Raw genomic sequence first — 18,642 nt, 5'->3', positions numbered from 1 at the left:
AATATTTTATGTTTATAGATCCCCATATCCACGTTAGTTCAAGAACTACTGACGATTATGAAGCCATGCGAAAAGCGGGTATAGTAGCGATCATAGAGCCGGCTTTCTGGCTTGGTCAGCCAAGAACCAAAGTGGGCAGCTTTCAAGATTACTTTAACAGCCTGGTAGGCTGGGAACGTTTTAGGTCCAGCCAATTTGGTATCAAACATTACTGTACCATAGGCCTGAATTCAAAAGAGGCCAATAATGAAGCCCTTGCAGAAGAGGTAATGGATCTGTTGCCGCTTTATGTAGGAAAAGAAGGTGTAGTGGCGGTGGGTGAGATAGGGTATGATGATCAGACTAGGGCTGAGGATAAATATTACCGCCTGCAGCTGGAGCTGGCTAAGGAAGTAAACCTGCCGGTGATGATCCATACTCCCCACAGGGATAAAAAAAGAGGGACCATTAAGAGTATGGATGTTTCAGAAGAGCACGGAATATCTCCTTCCATGGTCATAGTGGACCATAATAATGAGGAGACCGTGAAAGAGGTGCTGGACCGAGGATACTGGGCAGCATTTACCATTTATCCCCATACCAAAATGGGCAGTGAGAGAATGGTGGAAATTATCAGGCAATATGGAGCTGAAAGAATAATCGTAGACAGTGCTGCTGACTGGGGTATCAGTGATCCCCTTGCCGTTCCAAAAACAGCTAAACTGATGAAGGAAAAAGGAATAAAGGAAGAACTTATCCATCTGGCTTGCTATCAGAATGCACTGACGGCCTATGGACAAAGTGGCCAAATGAACGAAAACGATTGGCTCAATGCTGAGCCCATAGACCAGCGGAAAAAATTAGCCGGCAATACCGTATTGCGCGGGGGGCAAAATCCCAAAATTGAAGGAGAATCTTCCGAAGATATTGTGGAGAATTAAAAATTATAAAATGTAAATGGATAAGATTATTGCTCATATACGCTTAATGCGGCCAGCTAATATCATTACAGCCATTGCTGACATCCTTGCGGGATTTGCGGTTTCTGGTGCAGCAGTGATGTTGTTTTCTACAGATTATCCAGGCTCTTCTGCTTTGCTTTATTCCCTGTTGTGGCTGGTGCTGGCTACTATAGGCCTATATGGCGGGGGAGTGGTATTCAATGATGTCTTCGATGCAGGACTGGATAGTTTAGAACGTCCCGAGAGACCTATACCCCGTGGACTTGCTACAGTAGGCAGTGCCAGTATTTTGGCTGGTCTGCTATTATTTATTGGGATAGTGGCGGCATTTTTGGTGTCTGTCTTAAGTGGGGTTATCGCTATAATTATAGCTGCACTTGCGGTATTATATGATGCTTGGGGAAAGCATCAACCCATATTTGGACCCATTAATATGGGTCTATGCAGGGGATGGAACCTGCTGTTGGGTGTGAGTGCGGTACCAGTAATGGTCCAGGAACTATGGTTTTTAGCATTAATCCCTGTTGTTTATATTGCAGCAATTACTATGATCAGTAGAGGGGAAGTGCATGGTAAAAATAGAAGAGCGCTGGTGGGGGGGGCAGTAATGTACGGCATCATCATACTGGCCCTGATAGTAATATCCGTATTGGCAGCAGATATCTGGTGGCAGATTATTCCCTTTACAGTATTGTTTTCTTACCTCATATTCCCCCCTCTGGTGAAAGCGATACAAAACCAGGATCCAAGACTGATCGGAAAGGCAGTCAAGGCTGGTGTACTTTCACTCATAGTGTTAAATGCCATCTTGGCTACGGCTTTTGCTGGTTGGATGTATGGGGTTGCTGTGCTACTATTATTACCCATTTCTATAGGTGTGGCCAAAAGATTTGCTGTCACCTAGGGTCCTTTAACTATTTATAAAATATAGATGAAAAAACCACTCAAACAATCTTTTTCTGTACCCTTTACCTATTCGGTTCATTTTACGGAAAATGTTTTTGACATAGAAAATACGCTTTTGGCCAAATCAGTTATGAAGCCACAGCTGGCCAAAGTATTTTTTGTCATAGATCATAAAGTAGCAGAACTGCACCCTGATCTTACCGATAAGATCCAAAAATACGCTCAGGCATATAAAAACCATTTTATCTTGTGCGCTTTACCTTTGATAGTACCCGGAGGTGAAGAGGTAAAAAACAGCATGCAATATGTGGAGCAGATCATAGATGCCACTAATGCTTATGGTATAGACCGTCACTCATTTATAGTGGCTATAGGTGGAGGAGCTGTACTGGACATGGCTGGTTTTGCTTCAGCTATCGCCCATAGAGGGATCCGGCATATTAGGATACCCACTACTGTATTGGCACAGAATGACTCCGGTATAGGCATTAAAAACAGTGTGAATGCCTATAAAAAGAAAAACTTCATTGGGACATTTGCCCCTCCATATGCGGTAATCAATGACGCCACCTTTTTGTCTACTTTGGATCACAGAGACTGGCGATCGGGCATATCTGAGGCGATTAAGGTGGCATTAATCAAAGATGCCTCTTTCTTTGACTGGATTGAAGCTAATTCAGAAAAATTGGTCACAAGGGATATGGACGCCATGCAAGTATTGATCTATCGTTGTGCAGAAATGCATCTTGAACATATCGGAGGCGGAGACCCATTTGAAATGGGATCATCCCGTCCATTGGATTTTGGCCATTGGGCAGCACATAAACTGGAGCAGCTTACACAATATTCTCTGCGCCACGGTGAAGCAGTGGCCATTGGAATCTGTCTGGATTCCACATATTCCCATCTAAAAGGAATGATCTCCCAAGAACACTTACTGCGTATCATTTCAGTTTTTAAAAAATTGGGTTTTACTGTACATATCCCAGAACTCTCGGATGGAAATGTAATCAAAGGATTGGATGAATTTAGGGAACACTTGGGTGGTAAGTTGACTATCATGTTATTGGACGATATAGGCAGGGGAATAGAAGTCCATGAAATGGATAAAGACCTGATCCATCGTGCTACAGAAATGCTCAAGATATTTCAGCAAGAGCGAGTAAATGAAGCTTTAAAATAACCAGTTTGACTATGTTCAATAACGGCTGCCATATAACCTATTGTACTAATATTCACCCCGGAGAAAGTTGGGAAGATACATTTGCCAGTATTAAGGCTGCCGTTCCCGCTGTTAAAAGTAAAGTAGCAAAAGGCACTTCTTTCGGGATTGGTCTCAGGCTTTCAGACAAGGCCAGTATATCACTATTGGAAAAGGACAATCTCCCTGAATTTAAAAACTGGCTAAAGGAGCATGACTGTTATGTATTTACCATGAATGGTTTTCCTTTCGGAGAATTCCACCATCAGATAGTAAAAGATCAGGTGCATCATCCAGATTGGACTACACCTGCCAGGTTTGACTATACTTCCCGCCTTTTTGACATTCTAGCCGTACTTTTACCGGAAAATATAGATGGGGGTATATCCACTTCCCCTCTTTCTTACAAATACTGGGAAGCAGTAAGGGAAGATAAGGACCGGATAATGCATGAAGCCACCATGCATATGGTTAAAATAGCAGAAAAGCTCTACAGGATCAACCAACAAACCAAACAGGTATTACACCTGGATATAGAACCCGAGCCCGATGGTTTATTGGAAAATACCGATGAGGTCATCATCTGGTTCAATGATTGGCTTATGCCCCTCGGTACAGCCTATTTGAAACAACAGCTGGACTTATCATCCCAAACAGCGGAAGCATGTTTAAAAAAACATATCCGTCTCTGTTATGATGTTTGCCATTTTGCCATAGGATATGAAAAGCCGGAAGAGGTGTTCAGATTATTGAAAACCAATGGTATTCAGATAGGAAAAATCCAAATCAGTGCTGCACTGAAAGTAATGCTGCCGGGGAAATTAGAAGAAAGGCAGTGGGTGGATGATGCACTCAAGCCTTTTGTAGAATCTACCTATCTTCATCAGGTAGTGGAGCGGGATGCTGAGGGTCAAATTACCCATTATCCAGATCTACCTCAAGCCCTGCATCAACTTCAAACAACCAAGGCTGATGAATGGCGCATACATTTCCATGTTCCGGTTTTTATACAAGGTTATGGAAAGTTAGCTTCCACACAGGAGGATATAGTACAGGTGCTGGATTATATTAAAAACGAAAGGGTGACCAATCACCTCGAGGTGGAGACCTATACCTGGGAAGTATTGCCTAAGGGCATTCAACTAGATTTAGTAGCATCCATTATCCGAGAAATGGACTGGGTGATTAATATCTTTTCCAATCGGTAATCGGCCTTTTGACAATCAAACATTTAGGTGCCGTTAAGTCCATCTACTGATACGGGATAGGACATGACCAATAAAAATAAATTTTAAAACATGAAAAAAACAGTAGTCCTTAATGTAGTTGCTCTATCTTCCCGATTGATCGGAAAGCATACACCATTTTTGAAAGAATGGTCAGACAAAGGGAGAAAGGCATATATTAAACCACTCCTTCCTGCAGTTACCTGTTCTATGCAGGCCACTTATTTTACAGGGAAGTGGCCCTCTGAACATGGGGCAGTCGGAAATGGATGGTGCTTTAGGGATGAATATGAAATCAAATTCTGGAGGCAGTCCAATAAATTGGTACAGGCACCCAAGATCTGGGAGGAGCTTAAAAAGCAGGATCCATCGTTTACCTGTGCTAATATGTTTTGGTGGTTTAACATGAACTCCTCTGTAGATTATGCTGTCACGCCCAGGCCATTGTATCCTGCCGATGGCCGGAAGCTTCCAGATATTCACAGCCAGCCTATGGATCTGCGTGAAAAGCTTCAGCAGGAGTTGGGCCAATTTCCTCTTTTCTCTTTCTGGGGACCCAATGCCAATATAGCTTCCACTCGCTGGATAGCAGAAGCATCTATGCTGGTGGACAGATGGCATGACCCTACATTAACACTTATATATTTGCCTCATTTAGATTATAATCTTCAAAGGCAGGGCATTGATTTTTCGAAAATTGGTAAAGATCTACAAGAAATAGATGAGGTATGCAAAGATCTTATCACCTATTATGAAAAGCAGGGGGCGGAGGTGATTATAGTTTCTGAATATGGGATCACCGATGTGAATAATCCTGTCCACATCAATAGGGTGCTTAGGGAAAATGGGTACCTGACAGTGAAGGATGAAATGGGCCGTGAGACTTTGGACACCTGGGCCAGTAAGGCATTTGCGGTGGCTGACCACCAGTTGGCTCACGTCTATATAAAAGATCCGAAAGATATTCAGGCGGTAAAAGAGCTGTTAATAAGCACCTCCGGGGTAGAGCTGGTGCTGGATGATTCTGGAAAGAAGTCGTATCATCTGGACCATGAAAGGGCAGGAGAACTGGTAGTGGTGGCAGATAAGGATTCGTGGTTTACATATTATTTCTGGTTGGAAGATAAAAAAGCCCCAGACTATGCCCGGACAGTGGATATTCACCGAAAGCCCGGGTATGATCCTGTAGAGACAATTGCTGATCCAGAGATCCGGTTCCTGAAAGGCAAGATTGGATTGAAATTATTAAAGAAGAAACTGGGATTCAGGTATTTGATGGATGTCATTCCTCTGAATGCTACATTGATAAAAGGATCGCATGGGAGGATTAGTGAGAGTAAGGAAAATTGGCCTGTATTGATTACCCAGCAGCATCAGCTGGCAGAAGATGTAACGATTGAGTCAATAGATGTTTATGAACAGATAAAATACCGTGTTATGTAAAATTTTTTGGCGTCAGATAAACAGAATAAAAAATGCTGTATATTAATACATATTAATTAACCTTTTAAACCCATAAACCATTAATGCCTATGAACCAAATTAACAAAAGTGCTTTGTTTAACGGTAGTTGCTTTGCTCTTATCACTACTGCTTTCTCTTTTTCGATTAGAGCAGGAATTCTTCCCCAATTAGGATTACAATTTGGACTTTCTGCCGAACAGTTAGGATTTATAAATTCTATGTGGTTTTTGGGATTTCCTATATCAATGATTATAGGAGGGCTGGTTTATCATTCTGTAGGTCCACGGATTATCATGAATGTAGCGTTTGTAGCCCACACCCTGGGTATTTTAATGACGATTTTTGCAGGTGGATATACTACCTTACTTATATCCACCCTATTGATCGGGATAGGTAATGGCTGTACAGAAGCTGCCTGTAATCCTATGATAGCGGATATGTATTCCGGTATCAAAATGAATAAAATGATGGGTAGATTTCACATGTGGTTTCCGGGAGGTATATTTTTGGGATCTATCATCTCTTATGCCATGACGACAATCAATTTGGGTTGGGAAATTCAAATGTGGATAATCATGGTACCGACTGTCATTTATGCCTTTTTGTTTTTTGGAAAAGCATTTCCCCAACCAAAAGTAGAAGGGGCTACCTCACTGACAGAAAACTTAAAGGCCATGATCAGCCCTTTATACATGTTTTTGTTTATTTGTATGGCACTTACGGCCATTACGGAGTTTGGACCTAATCAGTGGGTAAGCGTGATATTCAGTTATAGCGGGGCTGAACCAATGATTATATTGGCCCTGATCAGTGCGCTGATGGCGCTGGGTAGATTTTTTGCAGGACCTGTAGTCCAGCTTTTGGGACAAACAGGCGCACTCCTTGGTGGGGCTATATTGGCTGCCATTGGCATTTATATGTTCAGCACTGTCACTGGACCTATGGCTTATATAGCTGCAATAATATTTGCATTGGGGGTATGCTATTTCTGGCCTGTGATGGTAGGAGCTGTCGCACAAAGAGTGCCTTTGAGCAGTGCATTGGGGATGTCTGTAATAGGAGGGGTGGGGATGTTTTCAACCTCCATCTTTCAACCCATTATCGGTAGCTGGATCGATAGTGCCCGAGAAGAAAAAATGGCCAGCGGTTTAATGGGAGAAGCTTTAGAATTGGCCACCGGTCAAGATACGCTGGAAAAGATGGTTGCATTCCCAGCGATCCTTATCGTGCTCTTTACGATTTTGTTTTTCTGGCAAAAAAACTCAAAAAGCACTAAAGAAATGGCCGTTCATTAAAATACAAATTGACTAAATAGGCGATCTGTTACCATTACAGATTGCCTATTTAGTAAAGACATGCCACAGGGAAATTTTAAATGTAGAAAATTGTCCAAGTGATATTTCCTATTGTTGGAGGTCAATTTACTATAAATGGATATGGATGGATCCATCATTTTTTTCAATTTATAAAGCCATGGAGAATGAACTTTATATGGAGGACTAAAAATTATAGTAGTAGGAGGCTGTAAATTTGAATATTATAACTGTCCACTTAATTATATGCCCATGTTTGATTTTCAAATGGTTATTATATTGTTTAAAAGTTTTATTAAAGAATATAATTCATTAATTTGTATTCTGCCACACTGATCATTTATAAAATTAAGCATTGTTCAATAGTTTATTAACGAATTGCTAAATCGATTTATTTAATCATTACCTAGATAGACCCAAAATGAAATTATTACCTTTAATGACCCTAATCCTTCTTAATATCCTATTATTACCTCACGAGGTAGACGGTCAGGCAACCACTGAAAGCCAAAAAAATAATAGGTTGATCGACTGGGTTAATCCATTTATAGGAACCGCGCCCCTTACCGATCCGGATTTCATCGGCTATACCCCGCCTGAAGGCTGGAGGGTATGGGCGGGTTTGACTTATCCTGGTAGTTCCCTGCCCAATGCTATGGTACAGCTAAGTCCTATTACAGAATATGGTACCGGGGCAGGATATCAGTATGAGGATAGTGTTATCTATGCCTTTACCCATACCAATAAAGGTCATTGGAACTATTGCAATATTCCGGTACTTCCAGTATCGGGAGATCATACCCATCCGAATAAATACGGATCACGCTTTCGTCATGATCGGGAAAATGCCCAACCTGGATATTATCAGGTTTATTTAGAAGATTATGCTGTGGATGTGGAGTTGACTTCTACTTTAAGATCAGGATTTCACAAATATAATTTTAAGCATCCTACTGATAATAAAATATTGTTTGATCTGGGCAAAGCCAATAACGAAGTGACTGATTGGGGCATCAGGCAAAAAGGTGAAAAAGAAATTGAAGGTTTTCAACGTAACGGGGAACAGATTATTCATTTCTATGCCACACTGAATGTTCCTATACAAAAGCTGGAAGTCAATCAGCCCGGGACACGAAAGGGAAATGCCTTAGTACACCTTGGAGGGGCTGACCATAATGTGGAGATGAAAATCGGACTCTCCTTTGTAAGTGCCCAAAACGCCAAGGAAAACCATACCAGGGAAATAGCTACCAAAACCTTTGATGCCGTGAAGTCAGAAGCAGCTGAAACTTGGGAAAAACTGCTTTCCAACATAAAGATAGAAGGGGGAAGTGATAAGCAAAAGGAAATGTTCTATACCTCTCTTTATAGATCATTTTTATGGCCTGCCCTACGTAGTGACGTGAACGGTGAATTTCAGGACATAGAAGGAAATATCTCCAAAGCGGATTTTCGATATTATACCAGGCCTTCCTTATGGGATACCTATCGGAATAAGTTGGTATTAATGACCATTATAGCCCCTGATGTAACGGCTGATGTAATCAGGTCCATGCATCATATGGGAGAAAAAACAGGCTTTATTCCGACTTTTTTTCATGGAGACCATGCCGCTCCTTTTATTACAGGAGCATATAAAAGAGGTATAAAAGATTTTGATGTCAAAAGTGTATACCAGCTGCTGTTGCGTAATGCAAATGTAGAAGGAGGAATCCGTCCTTTTATCAGTGAATACATCGAGAAAGGGTATGTATCCAGTCCTGATATAGAAAAGCCCCATGTAGAAACAAAGGCGAAAGCTGGCGTATCCAAAACGCTGGAGTATGCTTATGATGACTATTCACTGGCACAACTGGCGCTAATCATGGAAGATGATGACAATTATCATTCCTTAATGAAACGCTCTCAAAATTATGTGAATGTATTTGATAAATCCACCAATTTTATGAGAGGCAGGTTGAGTGATGGTACATGGGTAAAGAACTTTGATCCACAATATCCTTATTATGAATATACGTACCGGGAGGCAAATGCCTGGCAACTGTCTTTTTATGTACCGCATGACATGGAAGGACTGGTTCAGCTATATGGCGGAGCCAGTGCTTTTGAGGCAAAATTAGATTCGCTCTTTACTGTACCCTGGAACCCAGACCACATCGCCAGGAATGTATCTAGTTTCATTGGACAATATTGTGTGGGAAATCAGCCTGATCATGAAGCACCATTTTCTTACCATTTTATAGGAAAGCCTGAAAAATCCCAGCTGATTATTGATAATGTTCTCAATAATTTTTACGGAGTAGGGGAACATGGATTGGCACTACCCGGTATGGATGATGCCGGTGAAATGTCATCATGGTATGTTTTTGCGTCCCTGGGTATATATCCCTTGTCTCCGGCGGATGATGAATATATAGTCACTGTTCCATTATTTGACAGCGTAAGGTGGCAGCTGGAGCAAAACAGAACGCTAAACATAACCAACTCTTCACAAGGTAGAAATATGAAGGGGATCACTGTAGACGGCAATGCTATAAAAGGGTATTTCATTTCCCATGAGCTGTTCAATAAGGGAGGAGATTTACAGATAATTACAGATTAACCCTTTCTTTATTTATAATTAGGGTGGCAATAATGCTTAAGTCAGAGGATGAAAATTTGAGAAGAATTAAATCAATATAAAAGCAACTCATTTTTAAAATGCTTTAAAACCATATCTTAAAAAAATTTAAAAGGATATGTTTGAACATTCGTACATTTAATTTATATTTAAATATATTTTTATTATTTGGAATAATACGGAATAGTTTAGTATGAATAATGGGTATTATATAGGTAAAGTAACACTGATAAGTTCTTTGGGTGGTCTTCTATTTGGTTTTGATATGGCGGTCATATCCGGTGTTTTGCCTTTTGTGCAGTCCCAGTTTGCTTTGAATGCTGCAGAGGAAGGTTGGTTTGTATCTTCAGCTTTGGTAGGCGCAGTACTGGGCGTGGCTTTTTCAGGTGAGCTGTGTGACCGGTTTGGGAGGAAAAAGCTGTTGCTTTTAGCTGCACTCCTATTTCTTATTTCTGCTGTGGGAAGTACCCTGATGCCTACTTTTGCACTGCTTATATATGCCAGAATGCTGGGCGGTATAGCAGTAGGTATAGCTTCAAACGCCGTACCGCTATACCTGTCCGAAATAGCCCCTTCTAAAATAAGGGGCCGCTTGGTAACCTGTTACCAACTTGCCATTACATTCGGTATCTTAGTAGCCTATTTGACAAATGCGGGTTTATTAAGCTTATCCAATAATATCGCCCCCCAGGATTTACCTGCTGATTTCCGTTTTCTTTATGTAGACGAAGTATGGCGGGGGATGTTCAGTATAGAGGTTTTTCCCGCACTGTTGTTTTTTATAGGTCTGATATTTATCCCGGAAAGTCCCCGATGGCTGATACAAATGGGCAGGAATAAGGACGCACTGCATATCATGAAGAAGATCAAAAAGGAGGATGAAATTAAGCAGGATCTAGAAGAGATCCATGCCAATCAATACACAAAAAAGGGATCCTCCTATAAAATGCTTCTTGCTCCGGAAATGCGAAAACCTTTACTGATAGGTATACTTCTTCCACTGTTTTCCCAGTTTAGTGGCATCAATGCCATAATCTATTATGGTCCAAGTATCTTGAAAGAAGCAGGATTAAATTTAAACAATGCTTTTCTTGGCCAGATTTTACTCGGTACGGTCAATATGCTCTTTACTTTTATCGCGGTATGGAAAGTAGACAGCCTGGGTCGACGTCCGCTGTATCTGACTGGTACCGTTTGCGCCGCCATCAGTTTATTTGTCACCGGCATTTGTTTTTATACAGGAAATACAGAAAGCTTTCTTTTACTGATCAGCGCCACTATATTTCTGGCCAGTTTTGCCTTTTCCATTGGGCCTCTGAAATTTGTAATTGCCTCTGAGATCTTTCCTGATAAAATCCGAGGTCGTGCATTGGCATTGAGCATTATGGTGATGTGGGTAGCGGACACTATAGTGGGACAGATTACGCCCATTATGCTGGCAGCTTTTGGAGCGGCAAGTACCTTCTGGTTTTTTGCCTTTTGCTGTCTGACAGCATTCATCGTGGTATATAGGATGGTGCCGGAAACAAAAGGAAAAACACTGGAGAAGATCCAGGAAATGTGGTATAAGAAAAAAACGCAACAGGTAAATGGTTGATTATAGGTACTGGGTAATTTTAATTTATCAATATAGACTTTAATTTAAATTATAGTATAGAGTTCAATACTTATTATGTAGAAGCGTATTAACCATAGATAAACAGTTAATAACATAATAAAATAATGCTTATATTGAAGATTGTTTATACATCAGACATAGGATACAAATTACAGTGGATATAAAAGTAGATCATGACAGCCCTATACCGCTTCATATACAGGTAGAGGAGCTTTTGCGGAAATTGATTGAGCTTCCGGAATTTAAAAATGGGGCATTTTTGCCTAAAGAAGTGGAACTGTCTAAAATTCTGGGAGTCTCCAGGAATACGGTAAGACAAGCAGGCAATAAATTAGAATATGAAGGTCTGATTTCAAGAAAAAAGGGCGTGGGTACTAAGGTATCTTCTAAGAGTATAGTTACTAATTTGAGTGAGTGGCATAGTTTTACCCAAGAAATGAATTCAAAAGGAATACCCTTTAAAAACCTGAAACTTGAAGTGGAATGGGTTCCGGCCAAAAAATATATTGCCAATTTTCTGAATGTTGACGAGGGGACCAAAATTTTAAAACTTAGCCGGCTAAAAGGGTTCGATGAGCCTTTTGTTTATTTTGAAAGTTATTTCCAACCGAGGATAGGCTTAACGGGCAAAGAAGATTTCAGTCGTCCTTTATATGATATTCTGGAAAATGATTATCATTCCATTCCGGCTGTTTCGAGAGAAAAGATAAAAGCTGGTTTGGCGGGTGAATTTGCCAGGACACTGATGGTAAAAACCAAGGACCCTATTCTTATAAGAGAGAGGTTTGTTTCAGATCCCGGTGATAGACCGCTCGAATATAACATTGGATATTACCGTAATGATTTGTTTACCTATTCCATAGAAATCAGGCGATGAACATATATAGTATAGGAGTTGACATTGGAGGTAGCCATATCAGTTGTGGTATGTATGAACATTCTAACAAAGTATTTTTAAAGCACAGCAAAATTAGTCTTCCTGTAAACAATAAAGGAAGTTTAAAAGAAATAATAGGTATTTGGGGTTCTGCCATTTCCAAGACCATCAATGCTTCCGGTGTTCCTTTTGAAGGAATAGGAGTAGCTGTTCCGGGTCCATTTGATTACGCGAACGGTATAAGTTTGATCAATGGAGTAGATAAGTATGAATCACTTATGAATGTTAATGTCAGGGATGAGCTTGCCTCTTACCTCAATATACCTCCTGCAGCTATTCGTTTTATAAATGATGCAGCTGCCTTTGCCACAGCAGAAGCAGCTGTTGGAAAAGCTTCTGAATACAAAAGAATGGTAGGGCTCACTTTAGGTACAGGCTTGGGTTCATCATTTTGCTTGGATGGTAAAGCAGTGGAAAAAGGTCCCGATGTACCTAAAGGAGGATATTTGTTTGATAAAAAACATGGAGACCAGTTATCGGATGATTTGTTTTCCACCCGTGGAATCATCAATCATTTTAAAAAAATAAGCGGGAGAGATGTGGCTACTGTTTTGGATTTATGTCAATTAATACCAGTGGATGAAGATGCCCATAAAACCATGAGATGGTTTGGACAAGAATTGGGTGTTTTTCTATCACCGCATCTAAAAAAATTTGAAGCGGAGGTAGTAGTGCTTGGAGGAAACATAGCGAAAGCTTTTCAATTTTTCCATGATGACTTGTCCTATCATTTGCCAAACATCCCTATTTTCTATTCAGATTATGGGGAGGAGGCCGCTATGATGGGAGCCGCTTTACTTTATGAGGGTTCCGGTGATGGAAGTTATATAACAGCATCACCAAGATAAATTAAAACTATAAACTCAACATAATCATAATTTAATGACATATTTACCAAATATTAAATCTGTTCTTTTTTTATACCTGCTGTTTTGTACTGCATGCAATTCTCAAGATATAGTACAGCATAATGATGGGCAGGATACTGATTCCGTGCTGGATCTGGTAGATCCCAACATAGGTTCCGTCCATAGCAGATGGTTCTTTTATACCCCCGGGGCCATACCCTTTGGAATGGCCAAGCTGGGGCCTTCCACCAATGGAAGTTATGGCAATCCCAGTGGCTGGGAAGCAGTGGGATATGATGGCAGACATGAGAGTATAGAAGGTTTTGCCAACCTTCATGAATTTCAGATCGGAGGTTTTCTGTTTACAGCCATGACCGGCCAGCTGCAGACTGTACCTGGCAGTTTGGAAAACCCTGATGAGGGATACCGTTCACGTTTTGATAAACAGGATGAACATGCCTCTCCGGGATATTACAGGGTAAAGCTCAAAGATTATGATGTCACTGCTGAACTTACCGCTACAGAAAGAGTAGGCTTTCACCGCTACACTTTTCCCAAATCAGATAAGGCCCATATCATTTTGGATATAGGGAACCAACTTGGTGAAAGTGGTAAGGTAAAAGATGCTGCGGTTACATATCATGATAACAATACCATAGAAGGCTGGGTGGTGACTTATCCTGAATATGTGAAAAAGTACCAACCGGATGGTGAAGTTAGAATGTATTTTTCGGGGGTAATAAACAAATCACCTACATCAGTCGGCACTTTTAAAGGAGCAGATAGGCAGGATAACAATAGCAGCATGACAGGAGCAGGGTCGGGGCTATATATGACCTTTGACACAAATGAAGGAGAAGCCATTGAAATTAAAGCCGGTTTTTCATATACCTCTGTAGAAAATGCCAGATTAAATCTACTGGCTGAAGCGAAGGACCTAAATTTTGATCAGGCAAAAGCAAATGCCAGGGAGCAGTGGACCAGTGAGTTAAACAAAATAGCCATCACAGATCAGTCCAGGGAAAACAAAGTGAAATTCTATACCGGACTGTACCATGCACTGCTGGGTAGGGGATTGGCCAGCGATATAAACGGCCAATTTCCCGAAAACGACGGGACTGTAGGACAGATCCCTCTGGATGAAAACGGAGACCCGATATTTAAGTTTTACAATACAGATTCTGTATGGGGGGCATTTTGGAATCTGACCCAACTATGGACATTGGTATGGCCGGAATATTACAATGATTTTGTGCAGAGCCATTTGGCAGTATACAAAAACTCAGGATGGATGAGTGACGGTTTGGCCAACAGTAAATTTGTCTCCGGGGTAGGAACCAATTTCGTCGGACTCGTCATAGCTTCTGCTTATCAGGCCAATATCAGGGATTACGATATAGAACTGGCTTTTCAAGCAGCTTATGAAAATGAAGTAAGGTATGAAAACAGAAATGAAGGAGCCGGTAAAACTGATCTTGGAAATTTTGTTAAAAACGGCTTTATTCCTTATCTGCCGGGTTGGGATACCTCATCGGAGGGATCGGCATTTTCTGTTTCCCATGCCCTGGAATATAGCTATAGCAGTTATGCAGTAGCCCAATTTGCCAAGGCTTTGGGCAAAGAAGAAGCATATGGAGAGCTTATGGAATTGTCCCGGAACTGGGAGAAATCTTATGATGAGCAAATAGATTTTGTAAGACCAAGATTAGCCTCAGGTGAATTTTTAGAGGATTTTGATCCTTTTGCACCATGGGTGGGATTTCAGGAAGGAAATGCATGGCAATATACTTTTTATGTCCCACATACTCCCAAAGCATTGGTAAAAAAAATGGGGGATGATAAATTTGTCAGCAGACTGGATTCCATTTTTACTGTATCCGAAAAAACGGGATTTGGTGGAGAAGACATTGATGCCTTTGCCGGATTAAGTTATTTATATAACCACGGTAACCAGCCTAACCTGCATATTCCCTGGCTATTCAACTTCACCAGTCAGCCATGGTTGACACAGAAATGGGTAAGACGAATCTGTGATGTATTTTATGGAGTGGAGGAGATACATGGGTATGGTTTGGGACAGGATGAGGACCAGGGCCAGTTAGGAGCTTGGTTTGTAATGTCTTCCATAGGACTGTTTGATGTCAAAGGACTGGTAGAAAGGCAGCCGTCATTTCAATTTGGCAGTCCCTTATTTGACGGGATAAAAATCAATACTCCAAATGGCAACACCATCAGGATTACCACCCATAACAATGCGGAGGGAAATGTTTATATCCAATCCATCAGCCTCAATGGTAAACCCTACCATCAGTCCCAAATAGCCCTGAATAAACTATTAGATGGAGCTCACCTTGAGATAACCTTGGGAAATACTCCCAATAAATTTCTTTTTGAAGATTTATAAATAATGTACCCTTTAATCAGTCCCCATATGTAAAAAAACCTTTATGATTCTGAAGAATTAATTTTAAACAAAAAACCCAAAATTTATAGTATGTCCAAACATTTGGACCTAAACATTAAAGTTATGCTATCGACAAAACTAAAACTATTAGCAATCACGCTGCTCTTCTTCGGATATTATCAGCAGGCAATGGCGCAGGAACGCGTCATCAGTGGAACCGTATTTGCGGAAAATGAGCCTTTGCCAGGGGCTTCTATAATTGTAAAAGGAACGTCGCAAGGAACGGTAAGTGATGCAAACGGCAAATTTCGACTGACACTGGATAGCAGTGGAGATAATGTTATACTGGTTTCTTTTATAGGATTTATCACAAATGAAGTTAATATTTCCCCCAATCAAACTTCATTAGATGTAATACTGGATGTGGATTTAAGTGATCTGGATGAGTTTGTGGTCGTAGGATATGGTACCAAAAAAAGGGACAATATCACCGGCGCAATCAGTGAAACCGGGGAGCGAGCCATAGTGGGTAAGCCGGTCACAAATGCCTACCAGGCTCTTCAGGGTGAAGTACCCGGATTGGTGATCCAACAGGGTACGTCAGAACCGGGGACATTGCCAGAGATCAATATCCGGGGATTAAGTACGATGAGCGGCAATACACCTTTGATCGTGGTAGATGGCGTGATCAGTTCATTGAACAATATCAATCCCAATGATATAGAAAGTATCAGTGTTTTGAAAGATGCTGCCTCCGCTGCTATATATGGTTCCCGTGCGGCCAATGGGGTAATATTAGTCACTACCAAATTAGGAAAAGAAGGCAAGCCCAAATTTTCTTATAGTGGACAGGTTGGCTTACAGCAGCCCACTAATTTCCCAAAGATTGCAGACTCCTGGGAATATGCCACGCTACGAAATGAGGCCTTGGTAAATTCGCGGATGGCTCCGGTTTTTTCACCTGAGCAGATCCTTGGATTTAAAGAAAACGGGCCTAATGTATCGCATTACCAGGCACTGTTCAAAGATCATGCTGTTCAAAGTAACCATAATCTTTCGCTTAGCGGGGCAGAAAGAGGGCTTAATTATATGATGTCTTTGGGATATATGGATCAGGAAAGTTTATTCCATGGACCCGGTTATGGCCACCAGCGGTATAACATCCGGATAAACCTTGATAAGCAGGTTAATGAAAAGCTAAAGATAGGAGGTAGGATGTCGCTAGCCAGAAACGATATCAAGGGCCATGCCTGGTGGACAGAATGGCTGATCGAGCCTTCAGTACGTATGCCTCCCATCTATAATATAATTGATGAAGATGGTAATTACACCCTTTCCAGTGGCAGTAACGGGAATCCCCTGGCGCAACTGGAGCAGGGAGGAGCCCGGACCAATCAGAATGATGAAATCCTGGTCAATTTAAGTATAGAATATGAACCTATAGAGAACCTCGTTTTAAGAGGTGTCCTGGGTGGAAATACCACCAGTAATCTGACCCATGAATTCAGAAGGGCCATAGAATATGCCTATCCGGGAGGAGGAAATAACCAGAACTCGGTAGCCAACCAATATGGAAGATCCATTTATTTGAATCCGTTTATCACCGCTACTTATAATAAAAACATATCCGAAAAGCATGACTTTGATTTTCTGTTAGGTGTCTCCTCTGAATCATTCAAAACCGAATTTTTTGGGGTCACAGGTCTGGATGTGCCCGGAAACCAATTTGGAGTAATTGACAATGTCTCTGAAATATTACAAAGTGGTACCAATGGGTCCGGTAATGAGTGGGGTATTCAGTCATTTTTCGGCAGAATGGGATACCGGTTTTCTGATAAATACCTATTGGAAGGGAATCTGAGATATGATGGCTCTTCCCGCTTTACGTCGGCAAACCGCTGGGGAGTGTTTCCCTCTGTGTCAGCAGGCTGGATTCTAAGTAGAGAAGAATTTTTCTCAGCGGTGGAGGATGTTGTTTCATTTGCCAAAATCAGGGCCTCATGGGGTCAGCTCGGTAATCAGGATATAGGGAGTTTATATGGCCATCAGAGTTTGGTAAATATAAACAGCAATGTTTATGCTTTCGGTGGAGTAGGTGTGCCCGGGGCATATTATTCGGTATCAAACCCCCAAAGAACGTGGGAAACATCCACCATGTCCAATTTGGGGATAGACTTGGCATTCTTTCAGAGAAAACTCAGTGTAAGTTTCGATATATTTAATAACCTGACACGGGACATTCTTTTAGAGTTACCAGTGCCATCAACTTATGGACTGGGTCAGCCAATTCAAAATGCGGGAGTAGTCAGAAACAGAGGCTGGGAAATCTCTGTGGATTATGCTGTTAATACCGGTAACGTGGGACATTCATTTAATTTGAATTTATCTGACAGCCAAAATGAGGTGGTGGATCTCAGAGGTAGGGAATTTATAAACGGCAGCGACGTACAGACCATTCTGAGGGAAGGATATCCCATAAATTCCTATTTTGCCCTCAGGTCAGATGGATTTTTTAATTCCCAGGAAGAGGTTTCGGCAAGTGCCACGCCGATATTTGCCACTAGTGTGCAACCGGGAGATATAAAATATGTGGATAGAAATAATGATGGGGTAATAAATTACGAGAATGACCGCTTTGTATTGGGCCATGCGTTTCCCCGCTATACATTTGGAGCCACCTATGCCGCTAACTTCAAAGGATTTGACTTTTCTATATTTATTCAAGGTGTAGGAGAGCGATCCCAGTGGGTTCGCGGAGAAATTGTTGAAGCATTTCATAACAACAATGAAGGGCCGGTTTTTGCCAGACATCTTGATCGATGGACGCCGGGAAATATGGATGCCACCTATCCCAGGTTGACAGTAGGATCGGAGTCGGTTAATAATGCTGCGAGATCTGATTTTTACATATTCAATGCACAATATCTTAGAATTAAAAATGTACAGTTGGGTTATACATTGCCCTCTACTTTAATTTCAAGGATTGGATTGGGACAGGCCCGTTTGTATGTAACAGGACTCAACCTGTTCACTTTTACGCCCATGAATCTGGGACTGGACCCGGAGAGTCACGGGGGAGCAGCCACTAATGGCCGTGTCTATCCCGTATCAAGGGTGTTTTCTACTGGTATAGATATTAATTTCTAATTTAAACTGTAATTTCC

12 protein-coding genes are annotated in these 18,642 nt (G+C 41.3%); all 12 read left to right on the top strand.

Annotation, left to right across the window (positions count from 1 at the left end):
• Positions 1–8: 8 nt before the first annotated feature.
• The 12 genes from EL17_RS20440 to EL17_RS20385 all read left to right on the top strand — a co-directional run bounded on the left by EL17_RS20440 (position 9) and on the right by EL17_RS20385 (position 18,625).
• On the top strand, positions 9–920 hold the full coding sequence (locus EL17_RS20440; protein WP_035078813.1) for a TatD family hydrolase: 912 nt from the start codon (positions 9–11) through the stop codon (positions 918–920).
• Between the two features lie 16 nt (positions 921–936).
• Positions 937–1,845, top strand: coding sequence for a UbiA-like protein EboC (eboC, locus tag EL17_RS20435; RefSeq protein ID WP_035078810.1), 909 nt, complete (start codon positions 937–939; stop codon positions 1,843–1,845).
• A 27-nt stretch (positions 1,846–1,872) separates the two neighbouring features.
• Positions 1,873–3,030: a 3-dehydroquinate synthase gene (locus tag EL17_RS20430; protein ID WP_035078807.1), complete on the top strand. Its 1,158-nt coding sequence runs from the start codon at positions 1,873–1,875 to the stop codon at positions 3,028–3,030.
• A gap of 11 nt (positions 3,031–3,041) precedes the next feature.
• Positions 3,042–4,256 carry a metabolite traffic protein EboE gene (eboE, locus tag EL17_RS20425; protein WP_035078804.1) on the top strand — a complete coding sequence of 405 codons (1,215 nt, stop codon included), beginning with the start codon at positions 3,042–3,044 and terminating at the stop codon, positions 4,254–4,256.
• A 90-nt stretch (positions 4,257–4,346) separates the two neighbouring features.
• Complete coding sequence (locus EL17_RS20420; RefSeq protein WP_035078801.1) at positions 4,347–5,717, top strand: alkaline phosphatase family protein; 1,371 nt, start codon at positions 4,347–4,349, stop codon at positions 5,715–5,717.
• Positions 5,718–5,806: 89 nt separating this feature from the next.
• The gene (locus EL17_RS20415; protein ID WP_035079072.1) at positions 5,807–7,033 is read left to right on the top strand and encodes an MFS transporter; all 1,227 of its coding nucleotides are present in this window, start codon (positions 5,807–5,809) and stop codon (positions 7,031–7,033) included.
• A gap of 439 nt (positions 7,034–7,472) precedes the next feature.
• The gene (locus EL17_RS20410) at positions 7,473–9,653 is read left to right on the top strand and encodes a GH92 family glycosyl hydrolase (protein WP_035078798.1); all 2,181 of its coding nucleotides are present in this window, start codon (positions 7,473–7,475) and stop codon (positions 9,651–9,653) included.
• Between the two features lie 211 nt (positions 9,654–9,864).
• Positions 9,865–11,268, top strand: a complete 1,404-nt coding sequence (locus tag EL17_RS20405; protein WP_035078795.1) for a sugar porter family MFS transporter — start codon at positions 9,865–9,867, stop codon at positions 11,266–11,268.
• A 175-nt stretch (positions 11,269–11,443) separates the two neighbouring features.
• A complete protein-coding gene (locus tag EL17_RS20400; RefSeq protein WP_035078791.1) occupies positions 11,444–12,166 on the top strand; it encodes a GntR family transcriptional regulator in 723 nt (240 codons plus the stop codon).
• Positions 12,163–13,074: an ROK family protein gene (locus EL17_RS20395; RefSeq protein ID WP_051720247.1), complete on the top strand. Its 912-nt coding sequence runs from the start codon at positions 12,163–12,165 to the stop codon at positions 13,072–13,074. Before EL17_RS20400 ends, EL17_RS20395 begins: the two co-directional genes overlap by 4 nt.
• A gap of 34 nt (positions 13,075–13,108) precedes the next feature.
• Entirely contained in the window at positions 13,109–15,478 is a 2,370-nt protein-coding gene (locus tag EL17_RS20390) for a GH92 family glycosyl hydrolase (RefSeq protein ID WP_035078788.1), read from the top strand.
• Positions 15,479–15,601: 123 nt separating this feature from the next.
• Positions 15,602–18,625: a SusC/RagA family TonB-linked outer membrane protein gene (locus tag EL17_RS20385; RefSeq protein WP_035079067.1), complete on the top strand. Its 3,024-nt coding sequence runs from the start codon at positions 15,602–15,604 to the stop codon at positions 18,623–18,625.
• Positions 18,626–18,642: the final 17 nt, after the last annotated feature.

The organism is Anditalea andensis (genome assembly GCF_000714815.1).
Lineage (GTDB): Bacteria > Bacteroidota > Bacteroidia > Cytophagales > Cyclobacteriaceae > Anditalea > Anditalea andensis.
This window is presented reverse-complemented; position numbering and strand designations above follow the sequence as displayed.